Here is a 22,675-nt window from a genome sequence, read left to right as displayed (position 1 = left end):
GTGGGGGTCCCCCTCCCGCTGCCCCCTCTATCGCCGGCCGGGGGGCGGGGGTCGCTTGTTGTTTGGGGGGGGGGGGGGGGGGGGGGGGTGGTTCGGGCCCCCCCCCCCCCCCCCCCCCCCCCCCCCCCCCCCCGCCGGACGCAAGACGAAAGGAACTGCCGTGTTCGAGGAGCTCAACGTCGTCAAGGGTCTGGAAATCCACCGGAGGAACCGCTTCGACCCGGGGGCCGAACTCCTTTCCCTGATGGCCGAAGGCCCCATCTCCGCCCTGGGCACCGAGGAAGACGGCGGACGGCGGACGGCGTGGCTCGCCACCGGCTACGACGAGGTCCGCCAGGTCCTCAGCTCCGACAAGTTCAGCGCGCGGCTGATCTACGGCGGGACCGCGGCCGGGATCGCCTGGCCCGGTTTCCTCACCCACTACGACCCGCCGGACCACACGCGCCTGCGCCGGCTGGTCACGCCGCCGTTCGCCATCCGGCGGATGCGGGGTTTCCAGCCGGAAGTCCGGCAGATCGTCGAAGACGCCTTGGACACCATCGAAGACATGGGCGGACCGGCCGACTTCGTCCCGCACTTCGGCTGGGCCATCGCGACGACGGCGACCTGTGACTTCCTCGGCATCCCGCGGGACGATCAGGCGGATCTGTCGCGCACCCTGCACGCGAGCCGGACGGAACGGACGGACAAACGGCGCAACGCGGCGGGCAACAAGTACATGCAGTACATGAACAAGGCCGTCGCCCGCGTCCGCCGCGATCCCGGTGACGACCTGTTCGGTGTCGTGGTGCGCGAACACGGCGACGAGATCACCGACGCGGAACTGGCGGGCGTGGCCGCGTTCATCATGGGCGCGGGCGGCGACCAGGTGGCCCGGTTCCTCGCGGCCGGCGCGCTGCTGATGGTCGATTTCCCGGAGCAGTTCGACATTCTGCGCGAGCAGCCGGACACCGTTCCGGACTGGCTGGAGGAGCTGAACCGGTACCTCACGACCGACGAGAAGCTCCACCCGCGTATCGCGAAGGAGGACGTGACGATCGGCGGCCGTCTCGTCAAGGCCGGCGACACGGTCACGTGCTCCCTGCTGGGGGCCAACCGCGCGAACTTTCCCGCGCGGGAGGACGAATTCGACATCACGCGGGAGAAGTCGCCGCACGTCTCGTTCGGGCACGGTATCCATCACTGCCTCGGCAGGCCGCTGGCGGAGATGGTGTTCCGGGAGGCGATTCCCGCGCTGGCACGGCGGTTTCCCAAGCTGAGGCTCGCCGAGCCCGAGCGCAAGCTCAAATTCGGCCCACCCCCGTTCGACGTGGAAGCCCTGCTGCTCGACTGGTAGCGCCAGAAAGCCTGAGGAGAATCATGGTAGTTCCCTTGCCGCATCAGCGGATCCGGCTCGATCCGGCGCCCGAGCTCTCCGCGTTGCAAAAAGAGGGCCCCTTGCACCGGTACGACACGGAAACCGGGCTGAACGGCCGTAGGCAATGGTTGGTCACCGGCTACGACGAGGTGCGCGAGATCCTGGCCGACGCCACCAGGTTCAGCTCGATGCGACCGGTCGACGACGAAGCGGACCGCGCCCATCTGCCGGGCATCCTGCAGGCCTACGACCCACCCGACCACACGCGCCTGCGCGGGACCGTGGCGCCGGCGTTCAGCGTCCGCCGGATCGAGCGGTTGCGGCCCCGGGTCGAAGAGATCATCGAGGAGGGCCTCGACGATCTGGAGAGCATGGGCGCGCCGATCGACTTCGTCCGGTACGCGGGCTGGCCCATGCCGGCGCTCATCGCCTGCGAGTTCCTCGGTGTCCCGCGCGACGATCAGGCCGATCTGTCCCGGATGATCCGCGACAGCCGGGAAAGCCGGATCCCCAAGCAGCGGGCCCAGTCGAGCCTCGGCGTCGTCAACTACTGCGAAAAGCTCGCGGCCCGCGAACGCCGCGATCCCGGCGACGAGCTGATCGGGTTCATCGTGCGCGAGCACGGGGACAAGGTCGACGACGAGGAACTGTCGGGGCTCGCCGAGGCGATCCTGATCGTGGCCGTCGAGCAGATGGCGGCCCAGCTGGCGATGGCGGTACTGCTGTTCGCGACGAACCCGGCCCAGCTGTCGCTGCTGCGCGAACGTCCGGAGCTCGTGGACAGCGCGACCGAGGAAGTCCTGCGCTTCCCGACGATCGTCGAGGCCCCTTCGCCGCGGACGGCGCTCGTCGACCTGAACATCGCCGGATACGAGATCCACGCCGGTGACGTGCTGACCTGTTCGATGCTGGCGGTCAACCGCACGCTCGGCGACAAGTTCGACATCACGCGGGAGAACAGCCCGGGGCATCTCGCCTTCGGGCACGGCATCCACCACTGTGTCGGCGCACCGCTGGCCAGGCTCGAACTGCGGGTCGCGCTGCCGATCCTGGCGCGCCGGTTCCCCGGGCTGCGGCTGGCGGTCCCGGAGGAGGAACTGCGGTTCGTGGCGGGCAAACCCGCCCCGTTCAACATCGAGGAGCTCCCCGTTGAGTGGTGAGGACACGCGTCCGCTGCACATTCGCAGGCAGGACCTCGACCCGGCGGACGAACTGCGCGCCGCCGGGCCGCTGTCGAAGGTCACGGTGGGCACCGGCGCGGACGCCGAAACCATCTGGATGGCCGCGGGACATTCCGTCGTGCGCCAGGTTTTGGGCGACCACAAGCGATTCAGCACCCGGCGCCGGTGGCACGAGCAGGACGAGGTCGGCGGGCAGGGCATCTTCCGGCCGCAGGAGCTGGTCGGCAACCTGATGGACTACGACCCGCCCGAGCACACCCGGATGCGGCAGAAGCTGACGCCGGGGTTCACGCTGCGCAAGATGCGGCGTATGGAGCCGTACATCGAGCAGATCGTGTCGGAACGGCTCGATGCCATGGAGGACGCGGGATCGCCCGCCGACGTGATCGAACTCGTCGCCGACGAGGTGCCGGGAGCCGTGCTGTGCGAACTGATCGGCGTGCCCCGTGACGATCGCGCCATGTTCCTGAAGCTGTGCCACGGACATCTCGACGCCTCGCTGAGCCAGCGGAGACGAGCGGCCGCCGGCGAGGCGTTCTCCCGCTACCTGCTGGCGATGATCGCCAGGAACCGCGAGGAACCCGGCGAAGGGATGATCGGCGCCGTCGTCGCCGAACACGGTGACGAGGCCACCGACGAGGAACTGCGGGGTTTCTGCGTTCAGGTGATGCTGGCCGGCGACGACAACATCTCCGGCATGATCGGCCTCGGCGTCCTGGCGTTGCTGCGGCATCCCGAACAGCTCGCCGTGCTGCGGGGTGACGGCCAGGCGGCGGACCGGGCGGTCGACGAGCTGATCCGGTACCTCACGGTGCCGTACGCCCCGACACCCCGGACGGCCATGGAGGACGTCGCCATCGGGGACGAGGTGATCAAGGAGGGCGAGACCGTCCTCTGCTCGCTCCCCATGGCGAACCGTGATCCCGCGCTGGTGCCGGATCCGGACCGGCTCGATCTCACGCGGGAACCCGCGCCGCATGTGGCGTTCGGGCACGGGATCCACCACTGTCTCGGCGCTTCGCTGGCGCGGCTCGAACTGCGGACGGTCTTCACGTTGCTGTGGCGGCGTTTCCCGGACCTGAGGCTCGCGGATCCCGCCAAGGACACCATGTTCCGCCTGACCACTCCGGCTTATGGCCTCACGAGCCTGATGGTCGAGTGGTGAGTGAAAGGTGCGGTGAGCCGTCGGTACAGGTGGTGGTGGGGGGGGGGGGGGGGGGGGGTGGCCCCCCCCCCCCCCCCCCCCCCCCCCCCCCCCCCCCCCCCCCCGCCGGACCGACCCCGCGCCCGACGTCCATGGCCGCGCTGGACGTCCCGGCCGATCGCGGATGAAGATTGCGGCGCGGCCCCGGGCCGGACCGCGATCCCTGGTCACTGAAGGAGCTTCCACTCGTTATGGAGCACGCAATCGACGAGGTCGCGCCGGCCGTGGAGCCGACGGCGAACTACATGATGAGGACGCACTGCGATCCGCACGAGGACATGTTCGTGTTGCGGGAGAAGGGCCCCTTGGTCCGGATTCTCGGCGACGCGTCCACCCAGCTCGGCAAGGGCTATGTCTGGCAGGCACTCGGCTACGACGTCGTGCGCAAGATCCTCGGCGACCACGAGAACTTCACGACGCGCCCCCGGCTGACCGAGGCCGAGGCCGAGCGGACGACCAACGGCGAAGACGTGCCCATGGCACCGCAGTTCGTCGGACAGATCTCGACCTACGACCCGCCCGAGCACACGCGGCTGCGGCGGATGCTGACGCCGGAGTTCACCGTCCGGCGGATCCGGCGGCTGGAACCCGCGATCCAGGAGCTCATCGACGATCGCCTCGACGAGGTGGAGGCCGAGGGCCCACCCGCTGACGTACAAGGACTTTTCGCCGATCCGGTGGGCGGCGGTGTCCTTTGTGAACTGCTCGGCATCCCGCGCGACGACCGCAACGAGTTCATCCGCCGCATCCGGCGGAACGTCGACCTCAGCCGCGGATTCAAGGCGAGGGCGGCCGACAGCGCGGCGTTCAACCGGTACCTGCTCGGTCTCATCACCCGCCAGCGCGAGGATCCCGACGACGGTTTCCTCGGCATGCTGGTGCGCGAGCACGGGGACAACGTCACGGACGACGAGCTGAAAGGTCTCTGCACGGCGCTGCTGCTCGGCGGCGTCGAGACCGTCGCGGGAATGCTGGGCTTCGGAGTGCTCGCGCTCCTGGACCACCCCGAACAGAAACAGATGCTCTTCGAAGGCCGTGAAGAGGCGGACCGCGTCGTCAACGAATTGCTGCGGTATCTCTCGCCGGTGCAGCAACCGAATCCGCGAATGGCACTCAAGGACGTCGTCGTCGGCGGACAGCTGATCAAGGCGGGGGATTACGTCCTCTGCTCGATCCTGATGGCCAACCGCGACGAGGCGCTGACGCCGAACCCGAACGTTCTCGACGCGCGGCGCCCGCCGGTTTCGGACGTCGGATTCGGGCACGGCATCCATTACTGCATCGGCGCCGCGGTGGCGAGGTCCGTGCTGCGGATGGCTTATCAGTCGCTGTGGCAGCGGTTCCCCGGGCTGCGCCTGGCGGTGTCCAACGACGAGGTCAAGCTCCGGAACGCGTTCATCGACTGCCCGGATCAGTTGCCGGTCACCTGGTAGAGGGGGAACGAAATGCGCGTGTTGTTGTGGGCGTGTGGATCACGCGGGGACGTCGAGCCGCTGGTCGCGCTGGCGGCGCGGTTGAAGGAATCCGGTGCCGAGGTACGGGTGTGCGCACCGCCGGACAGTGCGGAGCGGCTGGCCGAGATCGACGTGCCGCTGGTGCCGGTCGCCCGGCCGGACCGCGGGATGGACGACGGTGAGGGCCGGGATCCCGAACTCGCCGCCGCCGGGATCGCCGACCAGTTCGACCAGATGCCCGCCGTCGCCGAAGGTTGTGACGTCGTGGTGGCGACCGGGCTGCTGTCCGGCGCCGTCGCGGTGCGGTCGGTGGCCGAGAAGCTCGGAATTCCGTACTACTACGTCGCTTTGTGCCCGATCCACTTGCCGAGCCACCTCGAAGCGCCGCAGCGCGAGATGTACAACCAGGGCGCCGACGGCCTGTTCGGCGACGCGCTCAACACCAAGCGTGCCGAGATCGGCCTGCCGCCGGTGAAGGACCTCTTCGACTACTGCTCCACCGGCAAGCCTTTGCTGGCCGCGGATCCGATCCTCGCTCCGCTGGAGCCGCGGCACGAGGCCGTGCAGACCGGCGCCTGGATCCTGCCCGACGAACGGCCGCTTCCCGCTGAGCTGGAGGCGTTCCTCGCCGCCGGACCACCGCCGGTCTACGTCGGCTTCGGCAGCTCGTCCGGCACCGCCGACGCGGCGAAGGTGGCCATCGAAGCGATCCGCGCGAAGGGGCACCGGGTGATTCTTTCCCGTGGCTGGGCCGGTTTGGACCTGCCCGAGGACGAGGCCGACTGCTTCGCCGTCGACGAGGTGAACCTGCAGGAGCTGTTCCGCCGGGTCGCCGTCTCCATCCATCACGACGGCACCGGCACGACGCATATCGCGACGCGGGCGGGCTCCCCGCAGATCATCGTGCGGTCGATCGTCGGCCAGCAGTACTACTCCGACCGGGTCGCCGAGCTGGGGATCGGGGTCGCCCTGGAGGGGCCGGCTCCGGCCTTCGACGCCATGTCCGCCGCGCTCGCCACGGCGCTGGCACCCGAGACCCGCGCCAAGGCGATCGAGGTCGCCGCCACGATCCGCGCCGACGGGACCACCGTGGCGGTGGACCTGCTGCGCGACGCGGTCAGCCGCGAAAAGCCGTCGGTTCCCGCCTGAAACGAAGAGATCGGGGAATTACGTGAAGCGCGTGTTGCTGGCGACGTCCGGAAGCCGGGGAGACGTCGAACCGCTGGTGGCGTTGGCGGTGCGGCTGCGAGAGGCCGGAGCCGAGGTGCGGATGGCCGCGCCGCCGGACTCCTCCGAGCGGCTGGCCGAGGTCGGTGTGCCGCTGGTGCCGGTCGGACAGTCGACCCGCACCGCGATCAAGGGTGCGAAGCCGCCGTCGCCCGAGGACGGGCCGCGGCTTTCGGCCGAGGCGATGGCCGTCCAGTTCGCCGAGGTCCCGGCGGCCGCCGAGGGCTGTGACGTCGTGGTGACGACCGGGATGCTTGCCACCGCGGTCGCCGTCCGGTCGGTGGCCGAGAAGCTCGGAATCCCCTATTACTACGGCTTTTACTGCCCGCGCTTCATCCCGTCGCCGCATTACGCGCCGCCGCCTCCGCTGGGTGAGCCGCCCGCGCCGGAAGGCGCCGACAACCGCGCGCTGTGGGAGCGCAACAGCCGGAGCGCCCTCAAGCGGTTCGGTGAGCCGCTCAACAGTCAGCGTGCCGCGATCGGTCTTCCGCCGGTCGAGGACGTTTTCGGGTACGGCTTCACCGATCGCCCCTTGCTGGCGGCCGACGCGTCCCTGGCTCCGCTGCAGCCGACGGATCTCGACGTCGTCCAGACGGGTGCTTGGACACTGCCCGACCAGCGGCCGCTTTCGGCGGAACTGGAGGCGTTCCTCGCTGACGGTCCGCCGCCGGTGTACGTCGGTTTCGGCAGCATGCGTGCCCCCGAGGAGGCCGCCAAGGTCGCCGTCGAGGCGGTGCGCGCCCACGGACGCCGGGTGATCCTTTCCCGCGGTTGGGCCGATTTGGCGCTGATCGACGACCGGAGCGACTGCTTCGCCGCGGGGGAGGGCAATCAGCAGCTGCTGTTCGGCCGGGTCGCCGCCGCCGTCCATCACGGTGGCGCGGGGACGACGACCACCGCCACCCGGGCGGGTGTTCCCCAGGTCGTGGTCCCGCAGATCGCGGATCAGCCGTATTTCGCGGGCCGGGTGGCCGAGCTGGGCATCGGGGTGGCGCACGACGGCCCGACCCCGACCTTCGATTCCCTGTCCGCCGCGCTCGAGACGGCGCTCGCCCCGGAGATCCGGGAGCGGGCGACGGCCGTGGCGGGCACGGTCCGCACCGATGGGGCCGCCGTGGCCGCGAAATTCCTCCTTGACGCGGTCGACCGCGTTTCCGTCTGAAGCCAGGGGATACGAAATGCGTGTGTTGTTGTCGACGACCGGGCTCCGCGGAGACGTCGAGCCGGTGGTCGCGCTGGCGGTGCGGCTGCGGGAGCTCGGCACCGAGGTGCGCGTGTGCGCGCCGCCGGACACCGAGGAGCGGCTGGCCGAGTTCGGCGTGCCGTTCGTCCCGGTCGGGCAATCGTTGCGCGCCATGATGCAGGGGATGACGGAGGGGCCCGAACCCCGGCGCGCTGCGGATGAGCTCGCGGAGCAGTTCGACGCGGTCCCGGCGGCCGCCGAGGGCTGTGACGTGGTGCTGGCGACCGGCGTCCTGTCCGCCGCCATCGGCGTGCGGTCGGTGGCGGAAAGCCTGGGCATCCCGTACTTCTACGCCGCGTACTGCCCGATCTACCTCCCGTCGCCGTACTACCCGCCGCCGTTGTCGCGGGGCGACGGACGGCCGCCCGAGGAGGCGATGGACGACAACCGGGCGCTGTGGGACTTCTACAACGACGTCTTCTCCAAGCGGTACTCGGACGCGCTCAACGGCCGTCGCGCGTCGCTCGGCCTGCCGCCGGTGGAGAACCTCGTCGAGTACGGCTTCACCGAGCAGCCCTGGATGGCGGCGGACCCGGTGCTGGCCCCGCCGCGGCCGGAACTCGGCGCCGTGCAGACCGGCGCGTGGATCCTGCCCGACGAGCGGCCGCTTCCCGTTGACCTGGAAGCGTTCCTGGCCGCCGGACCGCCGCCGGTGTACGTCGGTTTCGGCAGCACGCCCGAAGTCGCGAACACGGTGCAGCTGGCCATCGAGGCGATCCGCGCGCAGGGGCATCGGGTGGTCCTCTCCCGGGGCTGGGCGGACATGGCCCTCCCCGACGACGGAGCCGACTGTTTCGCCGTGGGCGAGGTGAACCTGCAGGCGCTGTTCGGCCGGGTCGCCGCCGTCGTCCACCACGCCGGCGGGGGCACGACGACCGTGGCCGCGCGGGCGGGCATTCCTCAGGTCGTGCTGCCCCAGATCACCGACCAGCCGTACTTCGCCGAGCAGGTGGCCGCGCTGGGCATCGGTGTGGCGTTCGAGGAGTTCGGGCCTGCTCCGACGTTCGATTCGCTGTCCGCCGCGGTCGCCACCGCGCTGTCCCCGGAGACCCGGGCACGCGCGAAAGCCGTCGCGGGCACGCTCCGCGGCGACGGGACGACCGTGGCCGCGGAGCGCTTGCGTGCCGCCGTCGGCCGCGTTTCCGTCTGACCATCAACCGACCAGGGTGAGGAAAATGTCCGATCTGGCTGCAGCACCGCACGAGAACCGGCAGATGGCGCAGTGGTTCGGCGCCGACGCCGAACGGTACGACCGCGCCCGGCCCACCTATCCCGAAGCACTGGTCGACCGGATCGTCTCCTTGAGCCCCGGCAAGAACTTCGTCGACGTCGGCTGCGGTACCGGCCTTTCGTCGCGCCCGTTCCAGGCGGCGGGCCGCACGGTGCTCGGCGTCGAACCGGACGCGCGGATGGCGGAGGTCGCGCGCAGGCGGGGTCTCGACGTCGAGGTCGCCAAGTTCGAGGACTGGGATCCGGCGGGCCGCACCTTCGACGCGGTGATCTCGGGGACGGCCTGGCACTGGGTCGACCCGTTCGCCGGCGCGGCCAAGGTGGCGGACCTGCTCGCTCCCCGCGGGCTGATCGCGTTGTTCGACAACGGGTTCGAACTCCCGGAGGCCGTCATGGCGGCCCAGGGGGAGGCATACCGGCACGCCATGCCGGACGTGAAGTTCGAGCCACCGTCCAAAGAGGACGAAGACGTCGAAGAGTACGTCGAGCAGATCTACGCCAAGCAGTACGTGAAGGCGGCCGAAGGCATTCTCCGCACCGGCGCGTTCAGCGAGCCGGAGGAACTGCGCTTCGAGTGGTCGCGGGTCTGCACCCGTGACGAATGGCTGGACCAGATCCCGACCCAGGGCGGGCTCAACCACCTCGCGGAGGACGCGCGCGCCCGGTTCCTGACGTATCTCGGCTCGGCGATCGACGAGATCGGCGGCTCGTTCACCATCAATTACGCCACGGTCGGCATCGCCGCGATCCGGCGCTGAAGCATCCAGGGGATACGAAATGCGCGTGTTGTTTTGGTCGTACGGAACCCGAGGCGAGATCGAACCGCTGGTGGCACTGGCGCTCCGGTTGCGCGAGCAAGGTGACGAGGTGCGGATGTGCGCGCCGCCGGACTACACCGGGCGGCTGGCCGAGGCCGGCGTTCCGCACGTCGTCGTCGGCAAGCCTGTGCTCGAAGAGGCGGGCGCGCTGGGCGGACCGCCCGAATCGCCCGAGGCCGCGATCGCGGGGATCGCCGAGCAGTTCGACAAGATCCCGGCGGCCGCCGAGGGCTGTGACGCGGTGGTGGCGACCGGCCTGCTGTCCGGTGCGATCGGTGTCCGTTCGGTGGCCGAAAAGCTGGGCATCCCGTACTTCTACGTCGTTCCGTCGCCGGTGCTCGTGCCGTCGCCCGAACACCGGGGCATGTACAACAACGGCGCCGACGGGATGTTCGGCGGCGCGCTCAACGACCTGCGCGCCTCGATCGGCCTCCCGCCGGTGAAGAACCTGTACGACTTCAGCAGCACCGACAAGCCCTTCCTGGCGGCGGATCCCCTGCTGGCCCCGGCGGACGGCGGCGTCCGGACCGGCGCGTGGATCCATCGCGACGATCGGCCGCTTTCCGCGGGGCTGGAAGCGTTCCTCGCCGCGGGTGAGGCGCCGGTGTACGTCGGCTTCGGCTGTTCGCCCGCCCCCGCGGACATCGCCAAGGTGGCCGTCGAGGCGATCCGCGCGCAGGGACGCCGGGTGGTCCTTTCCGGCGGCTGGGCCGGTTTGACGCTGCCCGACGACGGCGCCGACTGCATGGCGGTCGGTGAAGAGAACCTGCAGGCGCTGTTCGGCCGCGTGGCCGCCGCCATCCACCACGGCGGCACGGGAACGACCCACGTGGCGGCCCTGGCTGGTGTTCCGCAGATCGTGGTCCCGCAGATCGCGGACCATCCGCATTTCGCCGCCAAAGTGGCCGAGCTGGGTATCGGGGTGGCGCACGACGGCCCGAACCCGACGGTCGATTCGCTGTCCGCCGCGCTCGTCACCGCTTTGGCGCCGGAACCCCGGGCTCGCGCGAAGGCCGTCGCCGGCACGATCCGCACCGACGGGACGACGGTGGCCGCGGACCTCGTGCGCGCTTTCCGATCACGCGAGTTACGCCTCTGATCACACGAGATACGTGTCTGATCACGCGAGTTCGGCGTTGCGTCACCAAACGCACCACGTTCCCCTTGCTGCTCAAGAGGTCCCGAGCACTGTCCAGACCCACCAGTTGAAGCGCGACAAGGCGGTAACCAAAATCAGCACCATGCTTCCACGCCGGCTGCTGGCGATATCCCCGCATTTGGACGACGCGGTCCTTTCCCTCGGCGCGAGTCTCGCCCAAGCGGCGCGAGACGGCGCGGAGGTGCTCGTCAACACGGTCTTCGCCGGAACGGCGCCACCTCCGTATTCCGCGGCGGCGGAGCGAATGCACGCGGTCTGGGGTCTTTCCCCGGAGGACGACGCGCCGCTCCATCGCCGGAACGAGGACATCGCCGCGCTGGCCCATCTCGGGCTGGCGTACCGGCACGGCCGGTTCCTCGACTCCATCTACCGGAGGCTGCCGGACGGCCGATGGCTCACGGATCACGTGGAGGGCGGGCAAAAGCTCGCGGTGGCCCGGGATTCACCGGGCGATGACGGTCTCGTCGCCGAGATCAAGGACGACATCGAGGCGATCGTCGCCGAATTCGAGCCGACGCTGATCGTCACGTGTGCGGCCGTCGTCGACCATCCCGACAACCTGGCCACCCGTGACGCCGCGTTGTCCGCCGCGCGCGCGTCGAACGTTCCGATACGGCTGTGGGAAGACCTTCCGTATTCGATGTTCAAACCGGGAACGATCGAACTCCCCGCCGGTTTCCGGCTCGGCACTTCCGAATTCGAGTCCGCCACGACGGAGACTTGGAAACGGAAACGCGAAGCCGTCGAGTGCTATTCTTCCCAGCTGACGATGCTCAACGGCAGGAACAAGAATTTGTTCGAGAGGCTGGACGAGCACGCGCGGAAGAATTCGCCGCGGGGCGGATTCGGCGAAACCACCTGGCCCGTTCTCCTCGACGACAACAACGGTTAAGCGAGGTACCGGAGTGTCCGCAACACTCACTCATCTGCCGTCACCGTCACCGGACGCCGCGCCCGACGGCGGGCGCGGCCGCTGGGCGTTCTGGCGTTCGCCCGCCGATCAGCCGCCGTGGGCGCGCCCCGCGCTGCTGGGGATCGCGTTCGTGGCGCTGGTGCTCTACGCCTGGAACCTGCCGAGGGTCGACTTCGCGCCGCTGTACTCGGACACGGCGAAGAGCATGTCCGAGAGCTGGAAGGCGTTCTTCTACGGCACTGTCGACCCGGGCGCCACGTACACGCTCGACAAACTCGCCGGATCGTTCGCACCGCAGGCCATCTCGGCCAAGATCTTCGGCTACCACGAATGGTCGCTGGCGCTGCCGCAGGTGATCGAGGGCCTGATCTCGGTGCTGGTGCTGTACCGGGTCGTGCGGCGCTGGGCGGGGGTGGTGCCCGGCCTGCTCGCCGCCGGCGTCTTCACCCTCACCCCGGTCCTGGCGTCGATGTTCGGGCACAGCATGCAGGACGGCCTGCTCACGATGTGCCTGATCCTCGCCGTCGACGCCTATCAGCGCGCCGTTCTCGAGGCGCGGCTGAAGTGGCTGGTCCTCGCCGGTGTCTGGGTCGGGATCGGCTTCCAGGCCAAAATGGTGCAGGCGTGGATGATCCTGCCCGCGCTGGCGATCGGCTACCTGCTCACCGCCCCGGTCGAGCTGCGCCGCCGCGTCACACATCTGGGGATCGCCGGCGTGGTGACGCTGGCGGTGTCGCTGTCGTGGATCGCGTTCTACAGCTTGACCCCGGAGAGCGCGCGGCCGCATGTCAGCGGCACCACGAACAACAGCGCGTTCGCCATGGTGTTCGGCTACAACGGTCTCGGCCGGATCGGCGTCCATCTGCCCGGCGCCGAGGACCCCAACGGCCGCGGCGGCCTGCCTTCGCTCGGGCCGGGCGGCCCCGGCGGCGGTCCCGGTGGACCCGAGGGCGGCCCCGGTGACGGCCCTGGTCCCGAGGGCGGTCCTGGTGACGGTCCGGGCGGGCCGGAAGGCGGTCTCGGGGATCCGCAAGGCCCCGGTGGCGGTCAGGGCCTGGACGAGAACGGGAACTTCGGGACCAAGCACCAGGACGAGCAGAACGGGAACCTCGGCCCGAAGGCCGATGGCGAGCAGCCGCTCGGCCCGGGTGGACCTCAGCCGGATCAGTCCAAAGTGGAGACACGAGCGGACCCGATGGGCGCGACCAAACTGCTCGACGGCCACCTCGGCGTCGCGATCGCATGGCTGTTCCCGCTCGCCCTGCTGTCACTGCTGTGCGGGCTCTGGTGGTGGCGTCGCGCCGAGCGCACCGATCCGGTGCGCGGCGGCCTGGTGATGTGGGGCGTCTGGCTGGTGACCTTCCTCGTCGTCTTCAGCGCGAGCGACGTCGCGCACACCGCGTACGTGGCCTCTCTCGCCCCCGCGATCGCGGCCCTTTCCGGGCTCGGCATCGTGACCTTCTGGCGGGCCTACCGCAACGGTGGCGGGCAGGGCTGGATCCTGCCGATCGCGATCGCCGCGGAACTGGCCTGGGGCGCCTGGCTGTGGTCCCATTACCCGAACTTCCTGCCGTGGGCGAAATGGGGCACGCTCGTGCTCGGCGTGGCCGCCCTCGTCGTGCTGATCGTGGCGCGAATGCGCGAAAGCGCGTCGAAGTCCTTGGTCACGGCGGCACTCGTCCTCGGTGTCGTGGCGATGATCGCGGCACCCGCCACCTATGCCATCTCCGTACTCCATCCCGATTACTCCGGCAGCTCTTTCGACGCCAATGCCGGACCGGCGTCCGGCTCCTTCTGAGGCGGGCCGGTGTCGTTCTCAACGTCTGCGGAAAGCTCCGCCGGCCGGAAAGGAAATCTGCAGATGCAGGAATCGCTCGACTCCACCGAGGTTCACCGTCGTTTCCAGCTGATCGCCAACGGCCCCGCCCTGTTCAACGCGGTGGTGTCCGGAATCGAGCTGGACATCTTCGACTTCCTGGAAGAGCGCGGCGGCGCCGACGCGGCGGCGCTCGGTGAGTTCACCGGCCTGGAGCCGCACAAGGTCCGCGTGCTGATGCTCGCGCTGACCACCTCGGGCCTGATCGAAAAGCGGGGCGTCGACTATGTGAACCACCCGGTCGCGACCGAACTGCTCGCCACGACCGGGCCGGAGAGCTGGCAGCACATCCTGCTCAGCTGGAAGACCATCTACTACCCGGCGTTCGCGCGGATGACCTCCGCGCTGCGCGCCGGCACCAACGAGGCCCTCGACGCCCTCGACGGCCCGGGGGACACGCTGTACGCGCGGCTCGGCAACGACCCGGAGAAGGCGCGGATCTTCTACACGGCGATGTCGGCGTTCTCGCTGCAGACGATGCCGGGGCTGCTGGAGCACATCGACGTGAAGTCGTCGCGGCACCTGCTCGACGTCGGCGGCGGTGACGGCACCACGGCTTCGGCCCTGCTGAAGGCCAACCCCGGCCTCAAGGCCACCCTGCTCGACCTGGCCAGCAGCGTGGCACTCGCCGAACAGCGGGTGCCGGCCGAAGTCGTCGACCGGCTCACCCTGCACCCGGCCGATCTGCTGACCGACCCGTTCCCCGGCGGCACCGACCACGCCTTGTTCAGCCACGTCCTCGACACCTTCACGGCCGAGCAGTCCGTGATGTTGCTGGCCAAGGCTTACGAGGTGCTGCCCTCCGGCGGGAAGATCTCGATCTACGGGTTCGCGGCCGCCGACGACGAGACCGGCGGCCCGCTCTCCGCGCGGCTTTCCTTGTACCTCAACATTCTCGCCACCGGTCGCGGGATGGCCTGGCCGCAGGCCGAGGCTTCGGCGTGGCTCAAGTCGGTCGGCTGTGTCGACGTGCGCTCGGTCGAGCTGCCGTTCGAGCACGCGCTGGTGACCGGTACGAAGCCCTGATCGGGTAAGTGCGGCAGTGGGGAAATAGTGTCGCGAAAGCCACTTTCGGGACATGCCTCATCTCGCTGCAAGTATGTGAAGGCCCCCTTCATGTACTTGAGGCGGGGGTGTGTGGAAATAGGGACACTCAACGTCTCTATTTCCACACACCCCTCACCCAGCGTGACGTTTCTCTTTCGGCTCGCCGCCCTGACCCGGGTCGGTGTCGCGAAAGCCACTTTCGGGACATCAGACGTCGCGAAAGTGGCTTTCGCGACCTGCCTCATTTCGCTGCAAGTACGTGAAGGCCCCCTTCACTGCGCTAGACGCAGTGAAGGGGGCCTTCACGTACTTCCGAGGGGTCAGTCGCAACACCCGCTGAGCGATCCCAACCCAGTCGCAACACCCGCCGCGCCCGAGAAACGAAAAGGCCCCCATCCCGAATTCGGGAATGGGGGCCTTTTCGCGAACCCGGCCTCAGGGAAGCCGCGGCGTGATCAACGCCGCGAGCCGCGCGACGCCCTCTTCGATCAGTTCCGGCGTGAGCAGGCTGATCGACAGCCGCAACTGGTGGAATCCGCCCTTGCCGCCGTAGAAGTGGTGCATCGGCGTGAACAGCACGCCGTGCTCGCGGGCCGAGGTTTCGAGCAATTCGTCGTCGACGACGAACGGCACCGTGACGGTGACGAAGAATCCGCCCGTCGGGGTGTTCCAGCTGACGCCGGCGCACGAGCCGAGCCTGCGCTCCAGCTCGCCGAGCGTCAGCTGCAGATTCCGTTGGTAGATGGCGATTTCCCGCTCGTTGGCCTTGGTGAGGCTGAAATCGTTGAGCAGGAGTTTCCCGGCGATCACGGCCTGCGCGATGGGCGAGGTGTTCACCGTGAGCATGCCCTTGAGCTTCGAAAGCTGGTCGGCGAACAGGCCGCCGTCGGCCATCCGCTGGTCGGCGACCGCGAAACCGACCCGGGCGCCGGGCATGCCGGTCTTGGCGAAGGAGCCGAGATAGACCACGGAACCCGATCGGTCGAGGGATTTCAGCGAGGGCAGCCGCTCGGAGCCGAACAGCCCGTACGCGTTGTCCTCCAGGAGCAGGATCCCGTTCGACTCGGCGACATCGAGGAGCCGGTGCCGCGAAGCCAGATCCATGCTGGTGCCGGTGGGGTTGGCGAAGTTGGGGGTCACGTAGCAGGCGCGGACCCGCTTGCCCTGCTCGTCGGCCCGCTTCAGCTGGAGGACGAGGTCGTCCGGGTCGATGCCGTTCTCGTTCGACCGCACCGGCCACACGGGGGTGTCGGTGAGCAGCGCCGCCCCGGTCAGGCCGACGTAGGTGGGGGCGGGGGCGAGCAGCACGTCCCGTTCACCCGCCCGCAGCGTACGGAGGACCAGGAACATCGCTTCCTGCGCGCCCACCGTGACGACGACGGATTCGGGGGCGGCGTCGATGTTCTCGTCCTCGGCGAGGTTCCTCGCGATGAGATCGGCGATCACGCCCTTGGTCGTGCCGTATTGGAAGAGCGTGCGGGTGACCACGGCCTCTTCCATTTTCCGGTCGCGCCGGAGATGGTCGCAATAGGCGTCGAGGTAGGTGTGAATGAGCCGTATGTCGAAGAACTCTTCGTACGGCCGGCCTGCCGCCATGGAAATGGCCACAGGGTATTCGTCGATGAGTTCGTTGAGGAGGTTCATCGACGAGATGGCCGGATCGGTGAGCGATCCGTGCAGCGTTTCCACGTTCAAGTGAGTGGACAGACCGTTTGAATCCATGAATACTAGGATTTCCATACGCCTTCGAGGTGTCAAGAAGAGGCCGTGGACGCGCCTTTTCCCGGGAATTGTCCATCGCGGAATGGTCTCGGACACCCGATCCCCGAAGGTACGGTCGGATCCGCGCCACGTCTTGGCGCAGCAGCCATTCTCCCGGAGGAGCATCATGCTGATGACAACCGAGAACGGGATCCGGTTGTCCTACAACGATTGTGGTGACGGCCCGCCGGTGCTCCTGCTGACCGGCACCGGCGCGCCGAGTTCGGTGTGGGATCTGCACCAGGTACCCGCGCTCCGCGCCGCCGGATTCCGGGTGATCACGATGGACAATCGCGGGATCCCGCCGAGCGACGACGGCGCGGACGGTTTCACCATCGAAGACCTCGTCGCGGATGTGGCCGCCCTGATCGATTTTCTCGACGCGGTGCCGTGTCGCGTGATCGGGACGTCGATGGGTTCCTACATCGCGCAAGAGGTCGCGCTCGCCCATCCGGAACTGCTGGATTCGGTCGTGCTGATGGCGGCCTGCGGCAAGAGCAGTCTCGTCCAGCGCGAGCTCGCCCAGGGTGAGGCGAAGCTGATCGAGCAGGGCATCGAGCTGCCACCGGGTTTCCTCGCCGCGGTCCGCGCCATGCACAACCTGGGGCCCGCGACGCTCGCCGACGACGATCTCACCGGGGACTGGCTCGACCTGTTCGCGGCGGCGGGGTCCTGGGGCCCGGGCGTCCGGTCGCAGTTGCTGCTGAGCGCGTTGCCGGATCGGCTCGACGCCTACCGGTCGATCAAGGTGCCCTGCCACGTCGTCTCGTTCGAGCACGACCTCGTGGCACCGCCGTCGGCCGGGCTGGAGCTGGCTTCCGCGATCCCCGGCGCGACCTACCGCACGATTCCCGAGTGCGGGCATTTCGGCTACCTCGAGAACCCGGAAGCGGTGAACCGCGAGCTGATCCGGTTCCTCCGCACCGAATCGCGCGAGACACTGGGAGAGACCGCATGACCGTCCTTTCGGCGGCCACGACCCCCGCCCTGTTCGAGGCGACCGCAGCCGTGCTGCCGGATCGGCCCGCGGTGGCGATGGACAGCACCACCCTCACCTACGCCGAGCTGAACGGGGAGGCCAACCGGCTCGCCCGGCGGCTCGTCGCGCACGGTGCCGGCCCGGAGCGGCTCGTCGCGCTGGCGATGCCGAGGTCGATCGAGTTCGTCATCGCGATCTTGGCCGTGCACAAGGCGGGCGCCGCGTACGTGCCGGTCGATCCGGACTATCCGGAGGAACGCAAGCGGCAGATGCTGGACGACGCGGCGGCGCACTGCCTCTTGTGCCTGCCGGGGCAGGACGTGACCGGCGCCCCCGTCATCCTGAGCGTGGAGCGGGAGCCCGGCCGGTCCGAGCCGAACCTGGCCGACGACGACCGGATCGGCCCGTTGCGTCCCGGCCACCCCGCGTACGTCATCTACACGTCGGGCTCGACGGGGCGGCCGAAGGGCGTGCTGGTCACGCATCGCGGGATCCCGAATCTGGCCGACGACTACGTGCGCCGTCAGGAATTGGGGCCTGACAGCAGGTTGCTGGCCTTCGCGTCGCCCAGCTTCGACGCCGCGGTCGCCGAATTCTGGCCGATCTGGCAGGCGGGCGGCTGTCTCGTCCTGGCCTCCGCGCCGGATCTGGTCCCCGGCGAGCCGCTTTCCCGGCTGGTGCGCGACCAGCGCATCACCCATCTCACGTTGCCGCCGTCCGCGCTGGCGCCGCTGGAGGAGGCGGGCGGTCTCCCGGCCGGGCTGACCCTCCTGGTCGCCGGCGAGGCGTGCCCGGCCCCGGTCGCGAAACGCTGGGCCGTGGACCGCGTGATGATCAACGCCTACGGCCCGACCGAGACCACGGTGGCGGTCACCGCCAGCGAGCCGCTGACCGGTGAGGAGACGCCGCCGATCGGCAGGCCGATCACCGGTGTCCGCACCTATGTCCTGGACGACCGGCTGCGTCCCGTCGAAGACGGTGACGTGGGCGAGCTGTACGCGGTGGGGCCGGGTCTCGCCCGCGGTTACCTCCGAAGAGCGGCCGCGACCGCGGAACGATTCCTGCCGGATCCCTTCGGTGGCCCGGGCGGGCGCATGTACCGCACCGGCGACCGGGTGCGGACGCGCCCGGACGGTCAGTACGTCTTCGTCGGCCGGGTCGACGACCAGCTGAAGGTGCGCGGGCACCGGATCGAGCCGGGTGAGGTCGAGGCCGCCCTGCTGGCGGTCGACGGTGTGGCCCAGGCGGTGGTGACCGAGCACGAGAACAGGCTCGTCGCCTATGTGGTCGGAGTCGGTGGCGAGCGTGTGCCCACGGAAAGGCTCCTGGCGCCACTTCGTGAACAGCTGCCCGGATATCTGGTGCCCGACGTGGTCGTCGGCCTGCCGAGCCTGCCGGTCTCGCCCAACGGCAAGATCGACCGGGTCGCCCTGCCCACTCCCGAGGAGGAGCACGCCGGGCGCGCGGCCGGCCGGGCGCCGCTCACTCCGACGGAGATCATCCTCGCCGAGCTGTTCGCCGAAGTGCTCGGCGTCAGCACCGTCGGGGTGGAGGACAGCTTCTTCGAAATCGGCGGCCATTCGCTGCTCGCGACGCGGCTCGTGAGCCGGGTCCGCGAACGCCTGAAGATCCGGCTGAGGGTGCAGGCGTTCTTCGACGCGCCGACCGTGGCTCGGCTCGCCAAGGTGCTCGACGGCGCACACACCTGACCTGGAGACCAGTCATGCGGACGACGACAGCCGTCGATCTCGGAAATCCCGACCTGTACACGACTTTGGACCGGCACGACCGGTGGCGCGAGTACGCGGCCGAAGACGCGATGGTGTGGAGCGAACCGGGCAGCTCGCCGAGCGGGTTCTGGTCCGTGTTCTCGCATCAGGCGTGCGCGGCGGTCCTCGCGCCGTCGGCTCCGTTCACCTCCGAGTACGGGATGATGATCGGCTTCGATCGCGATCATCCCGACAACTCGGGTGGCCAGATGATGGTGGTCTCCGAACAGGATCAGCACCGGAAGCTGCGCAAGCTGGTGGGGCCCCTGTTGTCGAGGGCGGCCGCGCGGAAACTTTCGGAGCGGGTGCGGGCCGAAGTGAGCGCCGTCCTGGACCGCGTGCTCGACGGCGAAGTATACGACGTGGCCGCGGCGATCGGCCCGCGGATCCCCGCCGCCGTCGTCTGCGAGATCCTCGGTGTGCCCGCCGAGGACCAGGACATGCTCATCGACCTGACGAACCACGCGTTCGGCGGCGAGGACGAACTGTTCGACGGGATGACGCCGCGCCAGGCGCATACCGAAATCCTCGTCTACTTCGACGAACTGATCACCGCTCGCCGCGCGAGCCCCGGTGAGGATCTCGTCAGCACCCTGCTCTCCGACGACGAGCTCTCGATCGACGACGTCCTGCTCAACTGCGACAACGTGTTGATCGGCGGCAACGAGACCACGCGGCACGCGATCACCGGCGCGGTGCACGCTTTCGCCACCGTGCCAGGGCTTCTGGCCCAGGTGCGGGACGGGGACGCGGACGTCGACACCGTCGTGGACGAGGTGCTGCGCTGGACTTCGCCCGCGATGCACGTGTTGCGGGTGACCACCGGTGACGTCACGATCAACGGCCGCGACCTCGGGCCGGGTACGCCGGTGGTCGCGTGGCTGCCCGCCGCGAACCGGGATCCCGCCGTGTTCGACGAGCCGGACACGTTCCGGCCGGGGCGGAAACCCAACCGGCACATCGCTTTCGGGCACGGCATGCACCACTGCCTCGGGTCCGCGCTCGCGCGGATCGAGCTGGCGGTGGTGCTGCGGGAGGTGGCCGAGCGAGTGTCGCGAGTGGAGCTGGTGAACGAGCCGTCCTGGTTACGGGCGGTCGTCGTGCAGGGATACCGGGAACTTTCGGTGCGGTTCACCGGCCGCTGACCTCTCGTTCGTCCTATGTGGACACAACTGTCAAGCGGACACCATTGATGCGGAAATGGCTTCGCGCCATGCTGTGAATGAGGATTACATCTATTCCACGGAGGAATGTCTTGTCTTCTCACGAAAGCACGCAGAATTTCGAGATCGACTATGTGGAAATGTATGTGGCCAACCTCGAGGTGGCCGCGTCCGGCTGGATGGACAAGTACGACTTCTCCGTCGCCGCCACCGACCGGTCGGCCGACCACCGGAGCGTGACGCTGCGGCACAGCGCGATCGCGCTGGTGCTGACCGAACCGCTGTCGGACCGGCACCCGGGAGCGACCTACCTGCAGACCCACGGTGAAGGGGTGGCAGACATCGCGCTGCGCACCCCCGACGTGGCGGCCGCTTTCGAAGCCGCGGTGAAGGCCGGCGCAGAACCCATCCGCGAGCCGGAGAAGCGCGCGGACTCGGTCGTCACGGCCACCGTCAGCGGGTTCGGCGATGTCGTGCACACCCTGATCCAGAGCGACGTCACCGAGGAGGCCCCGCGCGGCAAGGGCGGCGTCGACCTGGGAGTGATCGACCACTTCGCGGTCTGCCTGAACGCCGGGGATCTCGGTCCCACGGTGGCGTTCTACGAGCGCGCGCTCGGGTTCAAGCAGATCTTCGAAGAGCACATCGTGGTCGGTGCGCAGGCGATGAACTCCACCGTCGTGCAGAGCACGTCGGGCGCGGTCACCCTCACGCTGATCGAGCCGGACAAGACCGCCGACCCCGGCCAGATCGACGACTTCATCAAGGAGCACCACGGATCCGGCGTCCAGCACATCGCCTTCACCAGCCCGGACGCGGTCCGCGCGGTCAAGGAGCTTTCCGCGCGCGGCGTGGAATTCCTGAAGACCCCGGACACCTATTACGACCTGCTCGGCGAGCGGATCGAGCTGGAGACGCACTCGCTGGACGATCTGCGCGAGACGAAGCTGCTCGCCGACGAGGACCACGGCGGCCAGCTGTTCCAGATCTTCACCGCCTCGACCCACCCGCGTAAGACGATCTTCTTCGAGATCATCGAGCGGCAGGGCGCGGGGACGTTCGGCAGCTCCAACATCAAGGCCCTGTACGAAGCCGTGGAGCTGGAGCGCACCGGGCAGAGCAAGCTCGGCCCCGCCCGGCGATGACGCACCTCTGCCTGGACGACCTCGAACGTGCCGCCCGGTCGGCGCTCCCCGGCGAGATCTGGGATTTTCTCGCCGGGGGCAGCGGATCCGAGGCATCGCTGGCGGCGAATCGCACCGCGCTGGAGCGGATCTTCGTGATCCCCCGGATGCTGCGCGAGCTGACCGGCGGCACCACCGAGGCCGAGGTTCTCGGCCGGCGCGCCGCGCTTCCCGTGGCGGTCGCGCCGGTCGCGTACCAGCGGTTGTTCCATCCCGAAGGCGAGCTCGCGGCGGCGCGTGCGGCGCGCGACGCCGGGGTGCCGTACACGATCTGCACGCTGAGCAGTGTCCCGCTGGAGGAGATCGCGGCCGTCGGCGGACGGCCGTGGTTCCAGCTGTACTGGCTGCGTGACGAAAAGCGGTCGCTGGAGCTCGTGCGCCGCGCGGAGGACGCCGGCTGCGAGGCGATCGTGTTCACCGTCGACGTGCCGTGGATGGGACGGCGGCTGCGGGACATGCGGAACGGCTTCGCGCTGCCGGAAACGGTGACGGCGGCCAACTTCGACGCCGGTGCCGCCGCGCATCGCCGGACCGAAGGGCTTTCCGCCGTCGCCGACCACACCGCGCGCGAATTCGCCCCGGCCACTTGGGAATCCGTGGAGGCGGTCCGCGCGCACACGGACCTTCCGGTGGTGCTCAAGGGGATTCTCGCGGTCGAGGACGCGGTGCGCGCCGTCGACGCGGGGGCCGCCGGAATCGTGGTGTCCAACCACGGAGGCCGTCAGTTGGACGGCGCCGTACCGGGGATCGCGATGCTGGCGGAGATCGCGGACGCGGTGTCCGGTGGCTGCGAAGTGTTGCTGGACGGCGGGATCCGGACCGGCGGGGACGTGCTCAAGGCGCTCGCCCTCGGCGCGTCCGGGGTGCTGATCGGGCGGCCCTTCATCTGGGGGCTGGCCGCGGACGGCCAGGAGGGCGCCCGGCAGGTGCTCGACCTGCTCGCCGTCGAACTCCGGAACGCGATGGGCCTGGCGGGCTGCGACTCGGTTCGCGCGGCCCGGCGGTTGAGCACTCGGTACAGCGGGTCGGGGGGGGGGGGGGGGGGGGGGGGGGGGGCGGCCGGGCCGCGCCGCCCCCCCCCCCCCCCCCCGGGGGGAGGCTTCAGGGTCT

The 22,675-nt window shown here is 69.4% G+C and carries 18 protein-coding genes; 17 read left to right on the top strand and 1 reads right to left on the bottom strand.

Features of this window, described 5'->3' with window-relative positions:
* Window positions 1–160 precede the first annotated feature (160 nt).
* The 12 genes from ACIRGA_RS39040 (at window position 161) to ACIRGA_RS38985 (ending at window position 14,688) form a co-directional block, all read left to right on the top strand.
* Window positions 161–1,336: a cytochrome P450 gene (locus ACIRGA_RS39040; protein WP_400951854.1), complete on the top strand. Its 1,176-nt coding sequence runs from the start codon at window positions 161–163 to the stop codon at window positions 1,334–1,336.
* A gap of 23 nt (window positions 1,337–1,359) precedes the next feature.
* A complete protein-coding gene (locus tag ACIRGA_RS39035; protein ID WP_400951851.1) occupies window positions 1,360–2,517 on the top strand; it encodes a cytochrome P450 in 1,158 nt (385 codons plus the stop codon).
* Window positions 2,507–3,703 (top strand): cytochrome P450, encoded by a 1,197-nt coding sequence (locus tag ACIRGA_RS39030; protein WP_400951848.1) that lies wholly within the window; start codon window positions 2,507–2,509, stop codon window positions 3,701–3,703. The genes ACIRGA_RS39035 and ACIRGA_RS39030 overlap by 11 nt, the downstream gene beginning before the upstream one ends.
* A gap of 230 nt (window positions 3,704–3,933) precedes the next feature.
* A complete protein-coding gene (locus tag ACIRGA_RS39025) occupies window positions 3,934–5,175 on the top strand; it encodes a cytochrome P450 (protein ID WP_400951844.1) in 1,242 nt (413 codons plus the stop codon).
* 12 nt (window positions 5,176–5,187) lie between these two features.
* Window positions 5,188–6,345 carry a glycosyltransferase gene (locus tag ACIRGA_RS39020; RefSeq protein WP_400951839.1) on the top strand — a complete coding sequence of 386 codons (1,158 nt, stop codon included), beginning with the start codon at window positions 5,188–5,190 and terminating at the stop codon, window positions 6,343–6,345.
* A gap of 22 nt (window positions 6,346–6,367) precedes the next feature.
* The gene (locus tag ACIRGA_RS39015) at window positions 6,368–7,585 is read left to right on the top strand and encodes a glycosyltransferase (RefSeq protein WP_400951835.1); all 1,218 of its coding nucleotides are present in this window, start codon (window positions 6,368–6,370) and stop codon (window positions 7,583–7,585) included.
* A gap of 16 nt (window positions 7,586–7,601) precedes the next feature.
* On the top strand, window positions 7,602–8,816 hold the full coding sequence (locus ACIRGA_RS39010; RefSeq protein ID WP_400951831.1) for a glycosyltransferase: 1,215 nt from the start codon (window positions 7,602–7,604) through the stop codon (window positions 8,814–8,816).
* A gap of 25 nt (window positions 8,817–8,841) precedes the next feature.
* Window positions 8,842–9,654: a class I SAM-dependent methyltransferase gene (locus ACIRGA_RS39005; protein WP_400951828.1), complete on the top strand. Its 813-nt coding sequence runs from the start codon at window positions 8,842–8,844 to the stop codon at window positions 9,652–9,654.
* Window positions 9,655–9,673: 19 nt separating this feature from the next.
* Window positions 9,674–10,813: a glycosyltransferase gene (locus ACIRGA_RS39000; protein WP_400951826.1), complete on the top strand. Its 1,140-nt coding sequence runs from the start codon at window positions 9,674–9,676 to the stop codon at window positions 10,811–10,813.
* 142 nt (window positions 10,814–10,955) lie between these two features.
* Window positions 10,956–11,765, top strand: a complete 810-nt coding sequence (locus ACIRGA_RS38995; protein ID WP_400951823.1) for a PIG-L deacetylase family protein — start codon at window positions 10,956–10,958, stop codon at window positions 11,763–11,765.
* Between the two features lie 13 nt (window positions 11,766–11,778).
* Complete coding sequence (locus tag ACIRGA_RS38990; protein ID WP_400951820.1) at window positions 11,779–13,584, top strand: ArnT family glycosyltransferase; 1,806 nt, start codon at window positions 11,779–11,781, stop codon at window positions 13,582–13,584.
* A gap of 63 nt (window positions 13,585–13,647) precedes the next feature.
* Window positions 13,648–14,688, top strand: coding sequence for a methyltransferase (locus tag ACIRGA_RS38985; RefSeq protein ID WP_400951817.1), 1,041 nt, complete (start codon window positions 13,648–13,650; stop codon window positions 14,686–14,688).
* 456 nt (window positions 14,689–15,144) lie between these two features.
* On the opposite strand, the gene ACIRGA_RS38980 is transcribed toward ACIRGA_RS38985, so the two are convergent.
* On the bottom strand, window positions 15,145–16,431 hold the full coding sequence (locus ACIRGA_RS38980; protein WP_400951814.1) for a PLP-dependent aminotransferase family protein: 1,287 nt from the start codon (window positions 16,429–16,431) through the stop codon (window positions 15,145–15,147).
* A 166-nt stretch (window positions 16,432–16,597) separates the two neighbouring features.
* On the opposite strand from ACIRGA_RS38980, the gene ACIRGA_RS38975 reads away from it, so the two are divergent.
* The 5 genes from ACIRGA_RS38975 to ACIRGA_RS38955 all read left to right on the top strand — a co-directional run.
* Entirely contained in the window at window positions 16,598–17,428 is an 831-nt protein-coding gene (locus tag ACIRGA_RS38975) for an alpha/beta fold hydrolase (RefSeq protein ID WP_400951811.1), read from the top strand.
* Window positions 17,425–19,158 (top strand): amino acid adenylation domain-containing protein, encoded by a 1,734-nt coding sequence (locus tag ACIRGA_RS38970; protein WP_400951809.1) that lies wholly within the window; start codon window positions 17,425–17,427, stop codon window positions 19,156–19,158. Before ACIRGA_RS38975 ends, ACIRGA_RS38970 begins: the two co-directional genes overlap by 4 nt.
* Before the next feature lie 14 nt (window positions 19,159–19,172).
* A complete protein-coding gene (locus tag ACIRGA_RS38965; RefSeq protein WP_400951807.1) occupies window positions 19,173–20,363 on the top strand; it encodes a cytochrome P450 in 1,191 nt (396 codons plus the stop codon).
* A 110-nt stretch (window positions 20,364–20,473) separates the two neighbouring features.
* Window positions 20,474–21,526: a 4-hydroxyphenylpyruvate dioxygenase gene (hppD, locus tag ACIRGA_RS38960; RefSeq protein ID WP_400951804.1), complete on the top strand. Its 1,053-nt coding sequence runs from the start codon at window positions 20,474–20,476 to the stop codon at window positions 21,524–21,526.
* A partial coding sequence (locus tag ACIRGA_RS38955) for an alpha-hydroxy acid oxidase (protein WP_400951801.1) occupies window positions 21,523–22,675 on the top strand: 1,153 nt, incomplete at its 3' end. The genes hppD and ACIRGA_RS38955, both read left to right, overlap by 4 nt.

The sequence above is a fragment of the Amycolatopsis sp. NPDC102389 genome (assembly GCF_044765885.1).
In the GTDB taxonomy this organism is placed as follows: domain Bacteria; phylum Actinomycetota; class Actinomycetes; order Mycobacteriales; family Pseudonocardiaceae; genus Amycolatopsis.
This window is presented reverse-complemented; position numbering and strand designations above follow the sequence as displayed.

What these genes read in the sequence shown, in the direction of transcription:
- ACIRGA_RS39010 (WP_400951831.1), top strand. Translation starts at nt 7,602, where the DNA reads ATGCGTGTGTTGTTGTCGACGACCGGGCTCCGCGGAGACGTCGAGCCG.
- ACIRGA_RS39000 (WP_400951826.1), top strand. Translation starts at nt 9,674, where the DNA reads ATGCGCGTGTTGTTTTGGTCGTACGGAACCCGAGGCGAGATCGAACCG.
- ACIRGA_RS39025 (WP_400951844.1), top strand. Translation starts at nt 3,934, where the DNA reads ATGGAGCACGCAATCGACGAGGTCGCGCCGGCCGTGGAGCCGACGGCG.
- ACIRGA_RS39005 (WP_400951828.1), top strand. Translation starts at nt 8,842, where the DNA reads ATGTCCGATCTGGCTGCAGCACCGCACGAGAACCGGCAGATGGCGCAG.
- ACIRGA_RS38985 (WP_400951817.1), top strand. Translation starts at nt 13,648, where the DNA reads ATGCAGGAATCGCTCGACTCCACCGAGGTTCACCGTCGTTTCCAGCTG.
- ACIRGA_RS38995 (WP_400951823.1), top strand. Translation starts at nt 10,956, where the DNA reads ATGCTTCCACGCCGGCTGCTGGCGATATCCCCGCATTTGGACGACGCG.
- ACIRGA_RS38980 (WP_400951814.1), bottom strand. Translation starts at nt 16,431, where the DNA reads ATGGATTCAAACGGTCTGTCCACTCACTTGAACGTGGAAACGCTGCAC.
- ACIRGA_RS39035 (WP_400951851.1), top strand. Translation starts at nt 1,360, where the DNA reads ATGGTAGTTCCCTTGCCGCATCAGCGGATCCGGCTCGATCCGGCGCCC.
- ACIRGA_RS38965 (WP_400951807.1), top strand. Translation starts at nt 19,173, where the DNA reads ATGCGGACGACGACAGCCGTCGATCTCGGAAATCCCGACCTGTACACG.
- ACIRGA_RS39020 (WP_400951839.1), top strand. Translation starts at nt 5,188, where the DNA reads ATGCGCGTGTTGTTGTGGGCGTGTGGATCACGCGGGGACGTCGAGCCG.
- ACIRGA_RS38975 (WP_400951811.1), top strand. Translation starts at nt 16,598, where the DNA reads ATGCTGATGACAACCGAGAACGGGATCCGGTTGTCCTACAACGATTGT.
- ACIRGA_RS38970 (WP_400951809.1), top strand. Translation starts at nt 17,425, where the DNA reads ATGACCGTCCTTTCGGCGGCCACGACCCCCGCCCTGTTCGAGGCGACC.